General features: G+C 56.5%; 12 protein-coding genes. 8 read left to right on the top strand and 4 right to left on the bottom strand.

Annotation, left to right across the window (positions count from 1 at the left end):
- Positions 1-4 precede the first annotated feature (4 nt).
- The 3 genes from GC090_RS17305 to GC090_RS17295 are packed head-to-tail and all read left to right on the top strand — an operon-like array spanning position 5 to position 4582.
- Positions 5-2527 (top strand): fimbria/pilus outer membrane usher protein, encoded by a 2523-nt coding sequence (locus tag GC090_RS17305; protein WP_324020547.1) that lies wholly within the window; start codon positions 5-7, stop codon positions 2525-2527.
- A 14-nt stretch (positions 2528-2541) separates the two neighbouring features.
- A complete protein-coding gene (locus GC090_RS17300) occupies positions 2542-3825 on the top strand; it encodes a fimbrial protein (RefSeq protein ID WP_324020545.1) in 1284 nt (427 codons plus the stop codon).
- A 1-nt stretch (position 3826) separates the two neighbouring features.
- A complete protein-coding gene (locus GC090_RS17295; protein ID WP_324020543.1) occupies positions 3827-4582 on the top strand; it encodes a fimbrial biogenesis chaperone in 756 nt (251 codons plus the stop codon).
- A 43-nt stretch (positions 4583-4625) separates the two neighbouring features.
- On the opposite strand, the gene GC090_RS17290 is transcribed toward GC090_RS17295, so the two are convergent.
- On the bottom strand, positions 4626-5627 hold the full coding sequence (locus tag GC090_RS17290) for a zinc-binding alcohol dehydrogenase family protein (RefSeq protein ID WP_006118291.1): 1002 nt from the start codon (positions 5625-5627) through the stop codon (positions 4626-4628).
- A gap of 96 nt (positions 5628-5723) precedes the next feature.
- On the opposite strand from GC090_RS17290, the gene GC090_RS17285 reads away from it, so the two are divergent.
- On the top strand, positions 5724-6620 hold the full coding sequence (locus tag GC090_RS17285; protein ID WP_039338795.1) for a LysR family transcriptional regulator: 897 nt from the start codon (positions 5724-5726) through the stop codon (positions 6618-6620).
- Positions 6621-6656: 36 nt separating this feature from the next.
- Here GC090_RS17285 and ettA read toward each other — a convergent pair whose 3' ends face one another.
- Both ettA and deoR read right to left on the bottom strand, forming a co-directional pair.
- Positions 6657-8324 carry an energy-dependent translational throttle protein EttA gene (ettA, locus tag GC090_RS17280; protein ID WP_006118292.1) on the bottom strand — a complete coding sequence of 556 codons (1668 nt, stop codon included), beginning with the start codon at positions 8322-8324 and terminating at the stop codon, positions 6657-6659.
- 197 nt (positions 8325-8521) lie between these two features.
- A complete protein-coding gene (deoR, locus tag GC090_RS17275) occupies positions 8522-9286 on the bottom strand; it encodes a DNA-binding transcriptional repressor DeoR (RefSeq protein ID WP_006118293.1) in 765 nt (254 codons plus the stop codon).
- Between the two features lie 613 nt (positions 9287-9899).
- Here deoR and GC090_RS17270 point away from each other — a divergent pair.
- The 4 genes from GC090_RS17270 to GC090_RS17255 all read left to right on the top strand — a co-directional run bounded on the left by GC090_RS17270 (position 9900) and on the right by GC090_RS17255 (position 16421).
- Positions 9900-11453 (top strand): pyridoxal phosphate-dependent decarboxylase family protein, encoded by a 1554-nt coding sequence (locus GC090_RS17270; protein ID WP_324020541.1) that lies wholly within the window; start codon positions 9900-9902, stop codon positions 11451-11453.
- A gap of 10 nt (positions 11454-11463) precedes the next feature.
- Entirely contained in the window at positions 11464-12756 is a 1293-nt protein-coding gene (locus tag GC090_RS17265; protein ID WP_039338790.1) for a lysine N(6)-hydroxylase/L-ornithine N(5)-oxygenase family protein, read from the top strand.
- 1 nt (position 12757) lies between these two features.
- On the top strand, positions 12758-15109 hold the full coding sequence (locus GC090_RS17260; protein ID WP_058702087.1) for a GNAT family N-acetyltransferase: 2352 nt from the start codon (positions 12758-12760) through the stop codon (positions 15107-15109).
- 79 nt (positions 15110-15188) lie between these two features.
- Positions 15189-16421 (top strand): MFS transporter, encoded by a 1233-nt coding sequence (locus GC090_RS17255; RefSeq protein WP_324021613.1) that lies wholly within the window; start codon positions 15189-15191, stop codon positions 16419-16421.
- 38 nt (positions 16422-16459) lie between these two features.
- Here GC090_RS17255 and GC090_RS17250 read toward each other — a convergent pair whose 3' ends face one another.
- The gene (locus tag GC090_RS17250) at positions 16460-18577 is read right to left on the bottom strand and encodes a TonB-dependent siderophore receptor (RefSeq protein ID WP_324020537.1); all 2118 of its coding nucleotides are present in this window, start codon (positions 18575-18577) and stop codon (positions 16460-16462) included.
- Between the last annotated feature and the right edge of the window lie 188 nt (positions 18578-18765).

The raw sequence follows: 18765 nt of genomic DNA, 5'->3' as shown, positions 1-18765 counted from the left end.
AGAAATGAATATAGTCTCATTATTCTTATTGTTCGCTTTGAGTCTGCTTTTCCTCCGGGGCGGTCAGGCGGCTGAAGGTCAGGATGACTATCTGTTTGATCCTGCTTTAGTGCGCGAAATGCTGCCTGGACAGATTGCGATGCCTGACAATGTGCAGGACGCCTGGTTCCAGCCCGGCCGCTATGATGTCGATCTTTATCTCAACGGTAAATTTCAACAGTCCACGTCGGTTGATATCGTTCGTGCGGGCAGAGCGCTTTCGGTATGCCTGCCGTTGTCCTTTTATCAGGCCTTTGGCGTCAAAGCCCACTATCTCACTGCGCTCAAGGCGAAAGACTGTGCCAGGCCCGATGCGCTTTTGACGGGCGCGTCAGTTAACGTGAATACGGGCAGCCTGCGTGTAGACGTTACCGTCCCACAGGCGATGCGGGTTCAGCGGCCCGTCGGCTATATCGCGCCCGAAAACCTGACGGCGGGCACGACCATGGGGTTCGTGAATTACAATCTGAACCAGTTCTATTCCGATTATAAAAATGCGCAGCGTTTCGAATCCACGTATCTGGGTATTAACAGTGGCATCAATGTCGGCATGTGGCGTTTTCGTCAACAGGGAAACTTTACGCATGACGAGGTCGGCAATCGCTGGCAAAGCGCCAGGGCCTGGGTACAACGTGCGCTGCCGTCATTACGAAGTGAGGCGGGCATAGGCGAGCTTTTCAGTAACGGCGATCTGTTTACGGCGGTCAGTTTCAACGGGGTCAGTCTGGACTCTGATGACCGTATGTTGCCGGATTCTGTTCGGGGTTATGCACCGCTGGTGCGCGGCGTGGCAAACAGCAATGCCCGCGTGACGGTCTGGCAGGGCAAGCAACGGATATATCAGACAACCGTGCCGCCAGGGCCGTTTACGATCAATGACCTGAGCCCGGTGAGCTATGGCGGCGATCTCAGCGTGGAGGTTCAGGAGTCTGACGGCAGCCTGCATCGTTTTAGCGTGCCGTATGCGGTCTTACCGCAGTCGCTGCGTCCAGGCCGGACAGACTACAACTTTGCCGCCGGTAAAGTCAGGGATTACAGCAAAGCCAACACCTTTACTGAGTTAACCGTCAGGCACGGCCTGAGCAATGCCATTACGCTGAACGGCGGCGTCAGGCTGGGCGAACGCTATCATGCCGTGCTGGCTGGCGGCGTCTGGGCTTCAGACATAGGGGCCGTGGGATTTAACAGCGCGTATTCCAGCGCGGTTCTGAACGGCGGTGAGTCGACCCAGGGATGGCGTTACGCACTGAGTTACAGCCGAACCTTTCAGCCCACGAATACCACTCTGACGTTTGCGGGCTACCAGTATTCCACCCAGGGTTACCGCGATCTCAACGACGTGATTGCACTGAATAATGCGGAAACACCGGGCCGCAACAGTATTACCAGCGAATATATGCAGCGTACCCGCCTGCAGATGACCCTGAATCAGACGCTGGGGCAGTGGGGCAACATCTATCTCTCCGGCTCGAAGCAAAATTACTATGACGGTCGCTCGCGGACGACACAGTTTCAGGTCGGTTATGGCACGGTGCTGCCCAAAAACATCGCACTGAATATTTCCCTGTCCCGCCAGTATTCGCGTAGAGCCTATGCCACCGATCCGCGCAGAGCTGTCATGGCTCAGTACGCAGACGAGACGTTTTATAAAGATACCCAGTTACAGGTCAGCGTCTCTGTGCCGCTGGGCACGGACGCCACTTCACCTTACCTGGCTCTGGGGGGATCCCGTGGAAGCCAGAACGGCAGTAATTACACAGCGTCGCTCAGCGGGCTGAGTGGTGAGAGCGGCACCAGCTACAGCCTGAATGTGAATCGCGATCAGCAGCAGCGTGACACGACAGTAAGCGGCAGCCTGGGCAAAACCTTTTCTGAGGCCAGCGTGACCGGTACTGCCTCGACCTCTTCACGGTTTAATCAGATGTCCGTTAACGCCATGGGGGCGGCGGTGCTCCACAGCGGTGGCGTGACGTTAGGCCATTATCTGGGCGATACCTTCGCTCTCGTCGAGGCGAAAGGGGCCAGGGGCGCACGCATCCTGAACAGCCAGGGCAGTGAAATCGATCGCTTTGGCTATGCGCTGGTTCCTTCGCTCAACCCGTATCACTACAACACCATTACGCTGGGTGCCAGCGGCAGCGACGGTCATGTGGAAATTCAGGACAGCGAAAAAAGTGTCGCGCCTTATGCCGGTGCGATGGTGAAGGTGTCGTTCAGAACCTTACGCGGTTATCCCCTGATGCTGAAAACCCGCACGAATCGCGATGCTATGGTGCCTGTGGGCTCGGATCTGCTGGATGAGACGGGCAAGCGCGTGGGCACGTTTGGCCAGGGCGGCAATGCCTGGTTACGTGTGGCGAAAACCCAGGGCCGACTGAAAGCCGTCTGGGGTGACGATGCGCAATCGTCCTGTGTGATGGATTACCACATTCCTCAACCTGAACCTGACGCGGTGATGACCTACGCGGATGCCGTCTGTCGTTTTTAGATTCTAAGGTGTTAATGATGAAACGCGTTTTAGCGGTAATGACATTCTTTTTTTTGACCGCATGGCTCCCGGCTTACGCGACCTGCACCCGGGTAAACCCGGTCGATCAGGGCTGTGATGCCTGCGGTGCGCCACTTAACTTCGGCAATATCGCATTAATGAATCTGCGTTATCAGCCGGCCGGCACGGTGCTGGCCCGCTCGGTGTTTCGGGTCGTACCGGCTGTCAATAACAGCAATCCCGACCGTGTGTTGTACCAGTGTGATCTTGCCGATAAAGATCAGCTGTATGAGGTCTTCGCCACCAATGGCGACAGTAACGTTGGCGGCGCCTGGGACATGGGGAACAGTTATTTCCAGACCTACTTTCCCTATACCGCGTTAAAACTGGTTCATGTGCGCAGTGGCAGGCCCTTTACCCGTATCTGGCAAAAAGTACCGCTCACCCAGTATGAAATACAGGGAAATAAAATCCTGATCCGGGGACGCGACTTCAGCCCCATCAGTGCGGAGCTCATTCGTACCGACAGAAACAACCGCACGCCGGGTTACGCGTCGTGGGGCTGCCTCTGGGCGGCGGCTGATAATTACACTGGCTCCTACAGTTGCAACCAGCCCAATGGCTATGTGGTGTTTATGGGGCCGGGGATGAATGTGCCCGAAGCGGGTCAGGACAGCTGGAACCATTTTGAAACCTGGGGAACCGGACGGTACATGGCCTTTGGGATGAATACCGCGCCGGTCGCCACTCTGACGCAAAATATGACCCAGGGCTGCCGGGTGGAGAATTATACCGCAAACGTCCTTTTCCCCGGCATCAGCATCAATGCGCTCAATGAGGGCCAGGCGGTGACGGCGCCGCTCAGCATTACGCTGGCCTGTGCGAACGGAACCGAAAACCTCTCTGGCGTTCAGTCGGGTCAGCTGTCTCTGGGGTTTCAACCGAGCTACGCCGCGTGGCTGCAGGCGCAGCAGTTGGGACTGACGACGGGAGACGGTCTTTCGCGCTACCTGGTGTCCGATCATTACGACAGTTTACCGTCGCTGGCGAAAGGCGTGGGCATTCAGCTGGAAACGTCAGGTGGCCAGCCCGTCTCCTTTTTAAGCTGGAGTAGCTTCAGCGGGAGTGCGGGCTGGCGACCGGTGCTGGAGGACGCGCAGGTGATCAGCGGCAGTCAGCAGAATGACGAGAAACTGTATCAGCGTACTTTCAACGCCCGTCTGGCAAAGCTCCCGGGTAAAACGGTGACGGCGGGCCATGTTGATGCAACCGCATCTATCCTCATTCGGCTGCAATAAGATGAAAACGTTTCTTTGGTTATGGATGTGTATCGTGATTAACGCCCAGGCCGCGGTAATTCCGCAGCAAAGCCGACTGATCTTCCATCCCGGCGAGGTGCAAATCCCGTTACTGCTGGTTAACAGCGGCGACACACCCGTGTTGATCCAGACCTGGGTCGACAGCGGCGCACCGGAAAAATCGCCGGGCAGTAAAGCCTTTCCTTTTGTCGCGCTTCCCGGCGTTTTTACGCTGAACAAAGATGAAAAAAAACAGATTACCGTTTTGCGCACTGAGCTGGCCGCAACGCTGCCACAGGATCGGGAATCCCTTTACTGGCTCAATCTGTACGAAATCAGCGCCGTAAAAAAAGGAACGATACAGCCGGGCAGCGATAAGATCAGCATGGCGCTGAATACCCAACTTAAAGTGATCAACAGACCGTTTAAGAAGGCGATACCGTTTACGGCACGGGTGAACGCCGTCACCTTTCAGGTCAGGAAAATGCAGGGGCAGGTTTTCATTCGTGCCACCAACCGTAGTGGCTACTTTTTCACGCCGGGCAAAATGACCGTGCGGGCAGGCGGAAAAGGCTACACCGTTTATCTGGACGGGGATAAAACGCTCGCGCCTTTTTCCAGCAAAGAGTATCCCCTGATGGGAAACGCGTCGCCTTCCGCGGCGAGCCAGATCCTTGTTGATTACACGGCGCTGGACGATGAGGGGAACCCGCAGGCTTTTACCGCGCCTGTGGCTCCCTCCGAGGAAGCCCCGTGAAACGGGGCGAGCGGATGCCGCACGGACCGGCATCCGCAGGTGATCAGTAAACCATGACCACTTTGCCGCGCATATGGCCTTCCAGTACACGCTGGTGGGCCGCTTCCAGGGTTTCCACACTTAACCCGTGCAGGGTTTCACTCAGGGTGGTTTGCAGCTTTCCGTCATCTAACAGGCGGGCAACGCTGTTCAGAATCTCACCCTGTTGCGCCATATCCGGCGTGGTGAACATGCTGCGAGTGTACATAAACTCAAAGTGCAGCGAGGCGCTCTTAAGCTTCAGTTGATCCATTGACAGCGGATGTTCGTTCTCGACGATGGTGCAGATATGACCCTGGGGCGCGATGAGCTGGCTCATGGTTTCCCAGTGGCCGTCAGTGTCGTTAAGGCAGAAAATGTAGTCGACCTGCTTAATGCCGTGCTTTTCCAGCTCAGCGGGCATGTCTTTATAGTTGATCACCAGGTCGGCCCCGCGATCGCGGCACCACTGGGCAGAGTCTTCCCGTGACGCGGTGGCAATCACTTTCGCCTTGCTGCGCATTTTCGCCAGCGGAATCGCCAGAGAGCCTACACCGCCAGCGCCGCCAACGATCAAAAGCGTTTGATCGTCACGCGCGGCTGCCATATCCAGTCGCTCGAACAAACCTTCCCAGGCGGTAAGCGCCGTTAAAGGAATCGCCGCAGAGGCCGCCCAGTCGAGCGTTTTCGGCTTATGGCCAGTGATACGGGAATCGACTAACTGTTCGGTGCTGTTACTGCCCGGGCGGGTAATATCACCCGCATAGTACACTTCATCCCCGGGCTTGAAGCCCGTGACTTTGCTGCCGGTTTCCAGCACCACGCCGCTGGCATCCCAGCCGAGGATACGCGGCACCTGCAAACCATTTTTGATCGCGCCTTTATGCACCTTGGTATCCACCGGGTTGACCGAGGCGGCTTTTACCTGGACACGCAGGTCATACTCGCCGGGTACAGGCGTTTCCGGGAAAATTTCGGTGAAGTTTTTTGGGTTTTCGGGATCAACAGCAATCGCGCGGACAGACATAATTTATTCTCCTGTAGTGTTTCTTCAAGTGTAGAACCCCACCGCCAGGCTGATAAGATGGACAATAGTTATTAGAGTGTTCGTCTGAGGTGAACAATGGCGTTTCGTGAGTGGCAGGATATGGCGCTGTTTGCGCTGGTGGCGGAGTGCGGCAGCTTTACCGCTGCGGCAGAGCGGGCAGGTTTGCCCAAATCCAGCGTCAGTCAACGTATCAGCCAGCTTGAGCAGCGGCTGGGCATCCGGCTGTTAAACCGGACGACGCGCCAGCTTAACCTGACCTTTGCCGGGGAGCGTTATCTGCTGCACTGTCAGGAGATGATGCAGGCCAGCGAACGCGCCGAACAGGCGATTGCCAACCTGCGGGAAAATCCCAGCGGTCGCCTGCGCATCACCAGTCCGGCGGGCATTGGGGCAACCCTACTGGCGCGCTGTAACGCCGCGTTTTTACGGCGTTATCCTGATGTCACGCTGGACATTTCCGTTTCAGACGAGATTCGCGACCTGGTACAGGATGGCTTTGATCTTGCCTTACGCACCGGCCAGCCACAGGAATCGTCTCTGATTGGGCGGCGTGTCGGCTACTGCGAGCGATTGCTGGTGGCCTCGCAGACTTATCTCGATCAGCATCCGCCGGTTACTCATCCGCAGCAGCTGGCTGAACATCGCTGTATCGCGCACCGCGCCTGGAACGAGTGGGTGCTTAAACGCGACAGTCAGTATCATCGCTGGCTGCTGCCGCCCGCGCACCTGACCGACAATTTGCTCTATGCCCGCGAATCGGCGCTGGGGCATGCCGGCATTACGCTACTGCCGCGTTTCTTAACGGACGGGGAGATGCGCGATGCGCGCCTGGTGCAGGTGTTACCCGAATGGACGGTTGAGGGAAACGAGCTGTGGCTGGTCTATCCCAGTCGTAAACTGAATTCGCCCGCGCTGATGAGGTTTATTGAATTTGCGTTGCAGTCGCCGGTGTTTCGCGACTTTTACCGCTGAGGAAAAGAAAAGGGCGGCATTGCTGCCGCCCCTGAATCATTTGGCAATACGCTTGTACTTGATGCGCTTCGGCTCCAGCGCATCCGCGCCCAGCGTGCGTTTCTTGTACTCTTCGTATTCGGTAAAGTTACCTTCGAAGAACTCGATCTTCCCTTCATCCTGGTAGTCCAGAATGTGCGTCGCGATGCGGTCAAGGAACCAACGGTCATGCGAGATCACCATGGCACAGCCAGGGAATTCAAGCAGGGCGTTTTCCAGCGCGCGCAGGGTTTCAATGTCCAGGTCGTTGGTCGGTTCATCGAGCAGCAGCATGTTGCCGCCAACCTGCAGCAGTTTTGCCAGATGCAGACGGCCCCGCTCACCACCGGATAACTCACCGACGCGTTTGCCCTGATCGACGCCTTTAAAGTTAAAGCGTCCGACATAGGCGCGGCTTGGCATTTCCGTGTTGCCGATACGCATGATGTCCTGGCCGCCGGAGACTTCTTCCCACACGGTTTTGGCGTTATCCATGCTGTCACGGAACTGATCGACAGAGGCCAGCTTCACGGTTTCACCCAGCACGATCTCACCGGAATCCGGTTGTTCCTGACCGGACATCATGCGGAACAGCGTGGATTTACCGGCCCCGTTCGGACCGATAATGCCGACGATGGCACCTTTCGGTACCGAGAACGACAGATCGTCAATCAGCACGCGGTCACCGTAGGATTTACGCAGGTGGCTGACTTCCAGCACCTTATCACCCAGGCGGGCACCCGGCGGAATAAACAGTTCGTTGGTTTCGTTACGTTTCTGGTAGTCGGTATTGTTCAGCTCTTCAAAGCGTGCCAGACGGGCTTTGCCTTTAGACTGCTGGCCTTTTGGCCCTTTACGTACCCACTCCAGCTCTTTCTCGATAGATTTACGACGGGCCGCTTCAGTCGAGGCTTCCTGTGCCAGACGGGCATCTTTCTGCTCCAGCCATGAAGAGTAGTTACCTTCCCACGGAATCCCCTCACCACGGTCGAGTTCCAGGATCCAGCCGGCAACGTTATCCAGGAAGTAACGGTCGTGGGTAATCGCGACCACGGTGCCTTCGAAGTCATGCAGGAAGCGCTCCAGCCAGGCGACCGATTCGGCGTCCAGGTGGTTCGTCGGTTCGTCCAGCAGCAGCATGTCTGGCTTTTCCAGCAGCAGGCGGCACAGCGCAACACGGCGGCGTTCACCACCGGACAGGTTCGCGATTTTGGCGTCCCAGTCTGGCAGGCGCAGCGCATCGGCTGCACGTTCCAGCTGTGTGTTCAGGTTATGACCATCGTGGGCCTGAATGATCTCTTCCAGACGTCCCTGCTCAGCTGCCAGCTTGTCAAAATCCGCATCTTCTTCGGCGTAAAGCGCATAAACCTCATCAAGGCGTTTCAGCGCGCCAACCACTTCCGACAGCGCTTCTTCAACGGATTCACGCACGGTGTGCTCAAGGTTGAGCTGCGGTTCCTGCGGCAGGTAACCAATTTTGATACCGGGCTGTGGACGGGCTTCCCCTTCGATGTCTTTATCGATGCCTGCCATGATGCGCAGCAGCGTCGATTTACCGGCACCGTTCAGGCCGAGTACGCCAATTTTCGCACCGGGGAAGAAGCTGAGGGAGATGTTTTTCAGAATATGACGCTTTGGCGGTACCACTTTGCCAACGCGATGCATGCTATAGACGAATTGAGCCACGTTGTATTGAGCCTCTGGGTCTGTTTGTCGTTTGGATGATGTCGAAGTTTAGCCTTTTTCGCCGCCTAATCACAGCCGAGGGGACGGGATTATTCGATGGCGGCCGCGGGTTCAGAATAACTGTTTGATTTATGTCCGTTGTCAGACCGACCCGGCACAGGGCAACGCGCATCAGAACGCCGGTGGACAGGCTGAAGTCAGGGCAGCCGCACGGGAATAGACTGTTGCGCTAACCACTGACTCAGCGTGGCATCTGGCGCGCTGTCGCTGACCAGCAGGTCGAAGCGTGAAAGTGCGCCAATCCGGGCCGGTAACACTTTCCCATATTTGCTGCTGTCCGCCACCAGAACTCGCTGGCGCGCGCGCCGCATGGCATGGTGTTTCATGGGCAGTTCATTAAGGTTATAACAGGTCGCGCCCTGATCGTGGCTGACGCCTGCCGCAGAAATAAAGGCCAGGTCAGGGCACAGGTCATCCAGAATGCACTGTCCGCCCACCGGCGTGAATAAGGCGTTATCCGCATGGAATTCACCGCCGCTCAGGATGACATGGCAGGCGGGCTTTTCTTTTAACGCCAGAAAAGTATTCATGGCACAGCAGATGGCGGTGAAGGGCAGGGCATCCGGAATGGCATCCACCACATAGGGCAAGGTCGTCCCGCAGTCGAAAAAGACGGTATCGTTCTCCCCGATCAGACCTGCCGCCGCCTGCGCCAGCTGCTGTTTGCGGGTGGCGTTTTGCCCGTGCTGATCGGAGACAAAATAGTGACCGGGCTGGCTTCTGGGATCGCTGACGATATAGCCGCCGAGCAGGACGACGCTGGACGTGGGTTCGCTCAGATCCCGGCGAATCGTCATCTCTGAGACGTCCAGCAACCGGGCGGCATCCTTCAGGTGAAGTTTATCGGTGCGCTTCAGTGCCAGAGCGAGTTTGCGCAGACGTTCGTCGCGGCGGGTTTCCATTGTCATCTCTGAACCTGTATTCCTTGAGGAGGACGTTATGCGTTTGAGCCTGTCACCGTATTATCGTACAGGAGGGAGAGTCTTAAACCGCAGCGTTTTTACCCGGGCCAGGACAAATTACAACAGAGTTAAGGCGTTGGAGGCTTCCTGAACACGATTTTTATCTTAACCCGCCTTGCTGTCATCCCGCAAACGTTGGCAGAGCGGCTGCCCGGGCGTTCATGATGTTGAGCCTGACCCGTATCATCTGACCTTTCCTGCCCCTTTACTTTGCCAATGCTGAACGGCTCAGACGTTTTTTTTGTGACAAGTATCACATTTTTGTTCATTAGCCTCATTTATGAGATGTATTACCATTCCATTGTTTGAATGATAATGATTATTATTAATAATCACATTATCGTTATAAGATGCTAACTAAAGCCTTATAAACCACACTAAATGTAATTTTTAACCTTTTAGGGGTCATAAGTTCTTAACCTTATTGATCACATGGGATAGCGGTCCTGCTGAAGGGTTAGTCAATCTGAACTGACACGTGCGGTCTGGCACGATCTGCTGCCCTTTTACCGGGGCGGCCAGGCGACTTACGTCTTAAACAAAGGAACAGGATATGGTGTTACGTAAGCAAACTTTGTCGGTCCCTCGCCGACATCTGTCTGAAGATATTCCTGCGGCTCAGGACGTCATCTTTAACGAGGCGCAGATTACGGCGTGGCAGCAGCAAACGCACGCGGCGCTGGCGCTGATCAGCAGCACGGTGCAGCGCGTGGAGAAGCCGTTCAGCGGAATCCTGCCCCATGAGCTGGCCCCGGCGTTCAGCGCCGTCGACCTTGATCAGCCTCTGGGCAGCAACGAAGCCGCGTTGGAAGAGCTGCGGTCACTTTACCTGCGCGATGCCGTCTGGTTCCACCACCCCAAATATGTCGCCCATCTTAACTGCCCGGTTGTGCTGCCCTCGCTGCTGGCAGAGCAGATCATGGCGGCGGTAAACAGCTCCGTCGATACCTGGGACCAAAGCGCGGGCGGCACGCTGATTGAGCAGAAGGTCATTGACTGGACGCTGGGCCGTATCGGCCTGCCTGCGAGCGCAGACGGCATCTTTACCAGTGGCGGTACGCAGTCCAATCTGATGGCGATGCTGCTGGCGCGGGACAGCTGGTGCGCCACGCACCATCCGGGTCACCTGATCAAGCATAAGGGGTTGCCGACGGAGGCCGCGAAATGGCGCGTGCTGACCTCCCGACTGAGTCATTTCAGTATTCAGAAGTCGATGGCGATTCTTGGCCTGGGCTACGATGCGGTGATTTCCGTGGATTACGACGAACACTACCGCATGGACAGCGTACAGCTTGAGCGCGAAATTGAGCACTGCCATGCGCAGGGCCTGATTCCCATCGCCGTCGTGGCCACCAGTGGCACCACCGATTTTGGCAGTATCGATCCGCTGAACGCTATCGCGGATCTGTGTCAGCAGCACGGCATCTGGATGCACGTCGATGCGGCTTACGGCTGTGGCCTGCTGGTATCTGAAACGCAGCGGCAGCGCCTCAGTGGTATCGAAAAAGCGGACTCGGTGACGGTGGATTATCACAAGTCATTCTTCCAGACCGTCAGTTGCGGGGCGTTTTTCGTGCGCGATAAACAGCACCTCAGCCATGTAACGCACCATGCCGATTACCTCAATCCGCTCAGCGCCCAGCAGGAAGGGACGCCAAACCTGGTCAACAAAAGTATTCAGACGACGCGCCGGTTTGACGCGCTGAAAATGTGGCTGACGTTGCGCATCATGGGCCCGGCGGCGCTGGGGGAAGCATTCGATACCATCCTGACGTTGACCGAGGCAACCCATCAGTTGCTGAAAGCCCATCCGTCCATTGAGGTGCTGCATGCGCCTGAACTGACCACACAAATCTTCCGTTTCGTACCCCGGCCTGACATGCGGGCCGCACAGCTGGATGCCATCAATGCCGGTATCCGCAAGGCGTTGTTCCGCTCGGGTAACGCGGTGATCGCCGGTACGAAAGTCGAGGGTCACCAGTACCTCAAATTTACCCTGCTGAATCCCACCACTACGGTGGCTGACATGGAAGACGTCATTGCCCTGATTGTCCATTACGGCCGGGAGCAGGCACGTGACCTGACTTTGCAAGCCGCTAACCAGTGAGAACGGTACGATGAACGACAACATTTATGACTTTATCGGAATTGGCATCGGTCCTTTCAATCTCAGCCTGGCCTGTCTGAGTGAACCTGTTGAAGGGCTGAATGGCCTCTTTCTGGATCAGAATCCGGGCTTTGACTGGCATACCGGCATGATGCTGGAAAGTGCGCATCTGCAAACGCCGTTTATGGCCGATTTGGTGACGCTGGCCGATCCCACCAGTCCTTACAGTCTGCTGAATTATATGAAGCAGAAAGGAAAACTGTATTCGTTCTATATCCGCGAAGACTTTTTCCTGATGCGTAAAGAGTACAACCAGTACTGTCAGTGGGCCTGTTCAAAGCTGAGTAACCTGCGCTGGAACACGCGCGTGGACTATGTGAGCTACGACGAAGCGTTGCAGTGCTACCGCGTGCGGGCAGTCGATACGGTCAGTGGGCAGCAGCAGGACTGGCTGACCCGCAGGCTGGTGTTGGGCACCGGTCCTGAAGCCTGGCTGCCTGCCTGCAGCCATCCATACCGGTCGCGTTTTACGCACTCCAGTCAGTATCTGGCGAATAAGGCGGATTTGCAGAAAAAACCGTCCATTACCGTACTGGGTAGCGGGCAGAGCGCGGCAGAGATCTATTACGATCTGCTTACGGAGATCGATCGGTTTGGCTATCAGCTGAACTGGATAACCCGTGCGCCACGCTTTTATCCGCTGGAATATACCAAACTGACGCTGGAGATGACTTCGCCAGAATGGGTGGACTATTTCCACGCGCTGCCGGGTGAGAAACGCGATGCGCTGAATGCGCGCCACAAAAATCTCTATAAAGGCATCAACAGCACGCTGATCAACGCTATCTACGACCTGATGTACGTTAAGCAACTGGATGGCGCGCTGAACGTTAACCTGTTCACCCATTCAGAACTGACCGGAATGCGCGCGTTACCCAACGGAGAGTTCGAGCTCGCGCTGCATCAGCAGGAGCAGGATTGTGCCTTTACCCGCCGTACGCACGGTCTGGTGATGGCAACGGGCTATCAGTATCGTCCGCCGATGTTTATTGAAGGCATCAGCCAGCGTCTGCGCTGGGACGAGAAGGGCCGTTACGACGTTCAGCGTAACTACAGCATTGATCGCCACAACCAGATCTTCGTGCAGAACGCGGAGCTGCACACGCACGGCTTCGTTACACCGGATCTGGGCATGGCCTGCTATCGCAATTCGGTGCTGCTGCGTGAAATCACCGGCAAAGAGATCTATCCCGTCGAACGGCAGATTGCCTTCCAGACTTTCCCGGCTCAATCGGAATCGTAATATGTCACAGTTAACGCTTTTCACTGCCGCCCGCCCGGCAGGCCAGTTTACCCTCCGCCCTATGCAGGCCGCTGACGCCACGCTGATTCATCGCTGGGTGACGCGCGACTATGCCCGCTTCTGGGGAATGCAGAATGACACACCAGAGCAGGTCGCCGACTTTTACCACCAGCTGACGGCCAGGGATCCGCATGCGGCGTTGATCGGCTGCTGCAATGGTGAACCGGCCTTCCTTGTCGAATGCTATCGCGCCCGCGAGGATGAAGTAGGTAAATACTATCCCGCTCAGCCGGACGACTACGGCATGCATATTCTGATCGCGCCCGCGGAAACCCCGGTCAGGGAATTTAGCTGGCAGGTCTTCAGCACCGTTATGGACTACCTGTTCAGCCGCCCCGAGGTCAGTCGCGTGGTGGTCGAACCGGATGTGCGCAACGACAAAATTCATCGCCTGAACAAACGTGCGGGTTTTCGCTACCAGCACACCATTGATATGGGCCACAAAACCGCCTGGCTCGCCTTCTGTCAGCGCGACGATTATCAACAGGCATTACTGCAGGACTCACGAATGAATCACGCCACCTCACTGTTAACCGGTGCCCATCTCACCGGACCTCACTGGCTGCAGGCTAACCGTTTACTGATTCGTAAAGCGATTGCCGAATTCGCGCATGAAAAGCTGATCGTCCCCGACGAAATGCACCCAGGACGTTATCGCCTGGCCGTGCCGGGTGCCGAGGCAGAGTACCATTTTTCCGCTCAGCGTCTGGCGCTGGACCACTGGGATATCGACGTTGCCTCACTGGAAAAGCAGGAGAATGGTCGGGCGTTACCGCTGGATGCGCTGCAGTTTATTGAGGAGTTTAATGCGCAGATCGGCATTCCTCAGGCGCTGTTAGCCACCTACATGGAAGAGATCAGCAGCACCTTATGCAGCAGCGTATTTAAGTTGCAGAAGCAGAATCCAGACAGCCAGGCGCTGGTAAAAGCGGACTTCCAGACCGTGGAATCCTCCATGACGGAAGGGCATCCCTGCTTCGTCGCCAATAACGGCCGCATCGGCTTCGATGCGCGGGATTACCTGGCTTATGCTCCAGAGGCCGCCGCGCCGGTAAATCTCATCTGGGTAGCCGTGCATCGTCGTCATGCCCATTTCTCCAGCCTCAGCGCGCTGAGCTATACGCAGTTGCTGCAGGAGGAGCTAGGGCAGTCCATTCTGGATCGGTTCGCGGCTCAGCTGACAAGCCACGGGGTGGAACCCGAGGACTATATCTTTATGCCCGTGCATCCGTGGCAGTGGCAGAACAAGCTGCTGACGGTGTTTGCGGCGGATATTGCCAGTCGGGACATTATTTATCTGGGCATCGGTGATGACCAGTATCAGGCGCAGCAGTCGATTCGTACCTTCTTTAACCGCAGCCAGCCCCACAAGCGTTATGTGAAAACTGCCCTGTCGGTGCTCAACATGGGCTTTATGCGCGGCTTGTCGCCGTACTATATGGCGACCACGCCTGCGATTAATGAATGGCTGGAAACGCTGGTGGCAAACGACAGCTGGCTTCAGCGCTGCAACTTCCGCATCCTGCGCGAGGTGGCCGCCGTGGGCTATCACAACCGCCATTACGAACGTGCCATTAAGGGCGATTCCGCCTATAAGAAAATGTTTGCGGCCCTGTGGCGCGATAATCCGGTTCCTGATTTGCAGCCCGGCCAGCGCTTGATGACCATGGCGGCGTTCCTGCATGTTGATCATCATCAGCAGCCGTTACTGCCCGCACTGATCGCCGACTCAGGCCTGCCCGCGGCACAGTGGGTTGAACGTTACCTTAACTGTTACCTCAGTCCGCTGCTGCACTGCTTCTATCAACACGATCTGGTGTTTATGCCCCACGGCGAAAATCTGATCCTGCTGCTGGAAAACAATGTGCCGGTCAGCGCCTACATGAAAGACATTGGCGAAGAAATCGCCGTCATGAACCCGGAGGCGGTACTGCCGGAGAACGTCCAGCGTCTGGCGGTAGACGTGCCTGAAGAACTGAAGCTGTTGTCGATTTTTACCGACGTCTTTGACTGTATCTTCCGCTTTATCAGCGCGATTTTGCACCAGTCAGGTACGCTGCCCGAGAGTCAGTTCTGGCAGTTGGTGGCACAGTGCGTGAAGGATTATCAGCAGGCGCATCCGCAGCTGGCCAGTAAATTTGCCCGCTACGATATGTTTGCGCCCACCTTTACCCGCTCCTGTCTGAACCGCCTGCAGCTGGCCAATAATCAGCAGATGATCAACCTGTCCGATCCTGCCGAAAACCTCAAGTTTGCCGGCACGCTGGAGAATCCTGTCGCCCGGTGGCGTTAACGGGATCATCATCGCCTTTCCCATCAGCGCGGTCGCCCTGGCGGCCGCGTTTTTCTCGTTTTACTGGATAATACTGACGATGGCTCGTTTTCAACCTGTCTCGCGCCTGACGCGACGACATCTGTTATTTCCTTTATCGCTGGTGCTGTTTGAGTTTGCCACCTATCTCGCGCATGACATGATTCAGCCCGGCATGCTGCGGGTCACACAGGCTTTTCACGTGGGCCCGGAGTGGGTGGCCACCTCGTTGACCGCCTATCTGATGGGCGGGATGCTGTTACAGTGGCTCCTGGGGCCGCTGTCCGACAAGATGGGCCGCCGTCCGGTCCTGCTGACCGGTGTTGCGTTTTTTATGCTGACCTGTCTGGCGACGCACTGGGTGCAGGGCATCGGGCCCTTTATCCTGCTGCGCTTTCTGCAGGGCATCAGCCTGTGCTTTATCGGTGCGGTGGGCTATGCCGCCATTCAGGAGGCTTTTGACGAGGCACTCAGCGTAAAGATGATGGCGCTGATGGCGAACGTTGCGCTGCTGGCTCCGCTGGCCGGGCCGCTGGCGGGTACGGCGTTTCTGGCCGTCGCAGACTGGCGCACACTGTTTCTGTTTTTCGCTGCTCTGGCCGCGCTGTCGCTCATTGGCCTGGGCCTGTCGATGCCGGAAACCGCAGGTGACAGACGCACCTCCGTATCGCTGCCGTCGCTGGCGGCGGGCTATTATGCGTTGCTAAAAGACCGCCAGGTGATGTGCGGTTCGCTGGCTATTGGCCTGGTGACGATTCCCTGCCTGACATGGGTCGCGCTTTCGCCTGTTATCCTGATTCACGGTCTGGGCCTGAGCCGACTGGATTACGCACTGCTTCAACTGCCGGTCTTTATGGCAATGATTGCCGGGAATCTCACGCTGGGACGACTGGCCAGCCGTCTCTCCGTCGAGCAGCCGTTACGGTTGGGGGCCTGGCCTGTGGTTACAGGGCTTTTGATCGCTGTGCTGAGCACGTTATGGCAGGCGGACAGCTACATTGGGCTCACGGCTGGCCTCAGCCTTTACGGCTTCGGCAGCGGAATGGTCAATGCCGGACTGTACCGACTGACGTTATTTTCCAGTCAGGCAGGGAAGGGCAGCGTGGCAGCGATGCTGGGCATGGTCAGTATGGTGGTCTTTGCTTTTGGGATTGAGGCAGGCAAAGCGGCCTATTTTCATGGCGGTACCGCAGGCTTCAGCCTGTTGAACCTGATCTGTGGTGTGCTGTGGCTGTGGTTAGTACGTGTTTTTCTGCGAGAAAAACAGCGGCGACATTACGCCGCTGTGGCATAAGCGGTGACAGGCGGCACGGATTGCCGCCCTGGCAGGGATCAGAAATCGTAGCCGACGGTCGCCACCACGGTGCGCTCTGCGCCCCAGTAGCAGAAGCCCGTGCCGTAGCAGGCAGAAACGTAGTCGCGATCGGTCAGGTTATTGGCATTAAGCTGCACAAACGCGCCTTTGAGGCTGCTGTTCCAGGCACCTAAATCAGCGCGGACCGAGGCGTCAAACAGCGTAGCGGAAGGCAGACGTGTGGTGTTCTCATTGTCTGCCCACTGCCGACCAATGTAACGCACGCCAGCACCGACGCTGATTCCCGCATCAAACTGGTATTTCGCCCAGGCAGACGCCATCGAGTCAGGCGTCACGTAAGGCGTGTGGCCGTTATTGCCGTCGATGGAATCTTTGAAGCGCACATGGTTCACCGTCACGCTCGCCAGCGTGCTCAGTCGCGGGGTGAGCTGATTATGCGCTTCCAGTTCGAGGCCCTGAGAGTGCACTTTGCCAGCCGGTTCATAATAGGAGCCCACTACCACGCGGTTACCGACATCATTCTGTGTCAGGTCGTAGATCGCGGCGGAGTAGAGATCGGACGTGCCCACGGGCTGGTACTTAATGCCGGTCTCATACTGCTCCGAGGTCGTTGGCTTCAGCAGGTTGCCATCCCGTCCGGAAAGGGATTGTGGCGTAATCGCCTGGCTATAGCTGACGTAGGGCGAAATCCCGTTATCGAAGGCATACAGCAGCGCCGCCCGGCCACTGACGTGATCATCCTGACGACGATATTGGGTATCGGTGCTGTACTGGCGGTTTTCAGACACGATGCGATCGTAGCGGCCTGAGAGATCCAGATGCCATTTGTCCCATTTCAGCTCATCCTGCAGGTACACGCCGGTTTGATAGTAACGACGCTGTGAATTTGTAAACACGTAAGCCGGATTCACGCCCATGGCCTGACCTGTCAGCGCATTGAGTGAACTGGCCGGGCCGCTGGCACCCCGTAAATCGTTCGTGTACTGATGGTATTCCGCACCCAGCACCACCTTGTGATCCACCGGACCGGTATCAAAGTCGGCTTCCAGCTGGTTATCAATCGCGTACGCCTGCAGCGACGAACGCGAGCCGGAATAGTTGCGATTGAGCAGTTCTGACTGCGGTGATGCCCAGCCAATCTGATAAACCTGATCCAGATCGACATTGGAATGGGAGTAGCTGGCATTCGAGCGAAACGCCCAGGTTTCATTAAAGCGGTGAGCGAATTCCGCGCTGTAAATTTGCTCCCGCCGCTTAAACTGATCCAGCGCGCTGTCGCCATCATAGAAACCGGTGCTGAGCTTACGCCCGTTATGTTCGGTGATGCTGCCGTCCCCTGGCACGGCACTGTGATAGCCGCCGGACGGATCTTTTTGCAGATAAGCGCGCAGCAGGAGTGACGTATCCTCATCAGGTTGCCACAGCAGTGAAGGCGAAATCGCATATTTTTCTTCGCGTGTGTGATCGTACTGTGTATCACTGTTGCGCGTTATGCCGGTCAGACGAAACGCCCACTGATCGTTGATGGCATTGGTGTAATCAAACGCAGCGCTGTTGGTGTTATGGTTGCCGGTAGACAAACGGAAATGTCCCTCAGGCGCATACTGCGGACGTCTGGAGCTTTCCATCACTAAGCCACCCGGCACCGTCTGTCCATACAGGGCAGAAGAGGGGCCTTTGATCACATCAATACGGTCGAGGAACCAGGGATCGACCTGCAGCACGTTATAGCTGCCGGGATCGCTCATCAGGCGCAGACCGTCCAGGAAAATGTTATCGACATCGCCGCCGTGGAAGCCGCGCAGAGAGACCGTGTCGTAGCGGGTGGCTGCGCCAGCGAAGTTCGTGAAGGCACCGGCGGTGTAGTTAAGCGCCTGATTCACATCCATTGCGCCCTGATCGGCCATTTGCTGGCGCGTCACGACCGAAACGGACTGACCGGTGGTGATCAAAGGACGATCGGTTTTGGTTGCCCCTTTACTGACGGTCGACGTGTAGCCTTCAGTGGGCGTGGTCGATGTTTCTTCCGGCTTTGCTGTCACCACCAGCGTATCGGCGGCAAAGGAGACCGCAGGGGCGGCAATGGCGATGGAACACAGTAGCGCTAACCGTTTCGGGCCAAAAGGCATTCTCATTGTTTATCCCTTACAAAGGCAAATACAACGCGCCCGGCAGAAGAAAGGCGCAGAAAGTCATGTGACAAAGGTGTTATGCACATTGAATGCAAATGAGAATTATTATACTTACTGTTATTTATTACAAGATGTCTTGTGCGTTATTACACAAGAATTTAACGACGGAAAAGAAACGGGCCGGTCACGGA

The organism is Pantoea sp. JZ29 (genome assembly GCF_035190385.1).
Lineage (GTDB): Bacteria > Pseudomonadota > Gammaproteobacteria > Enterobacterales > Enterobacteriaceae > Pantoea > Pantoea stewartii.
This window is presented reverse-complemented; position numbering and strand designations above follow the sequence as displayed.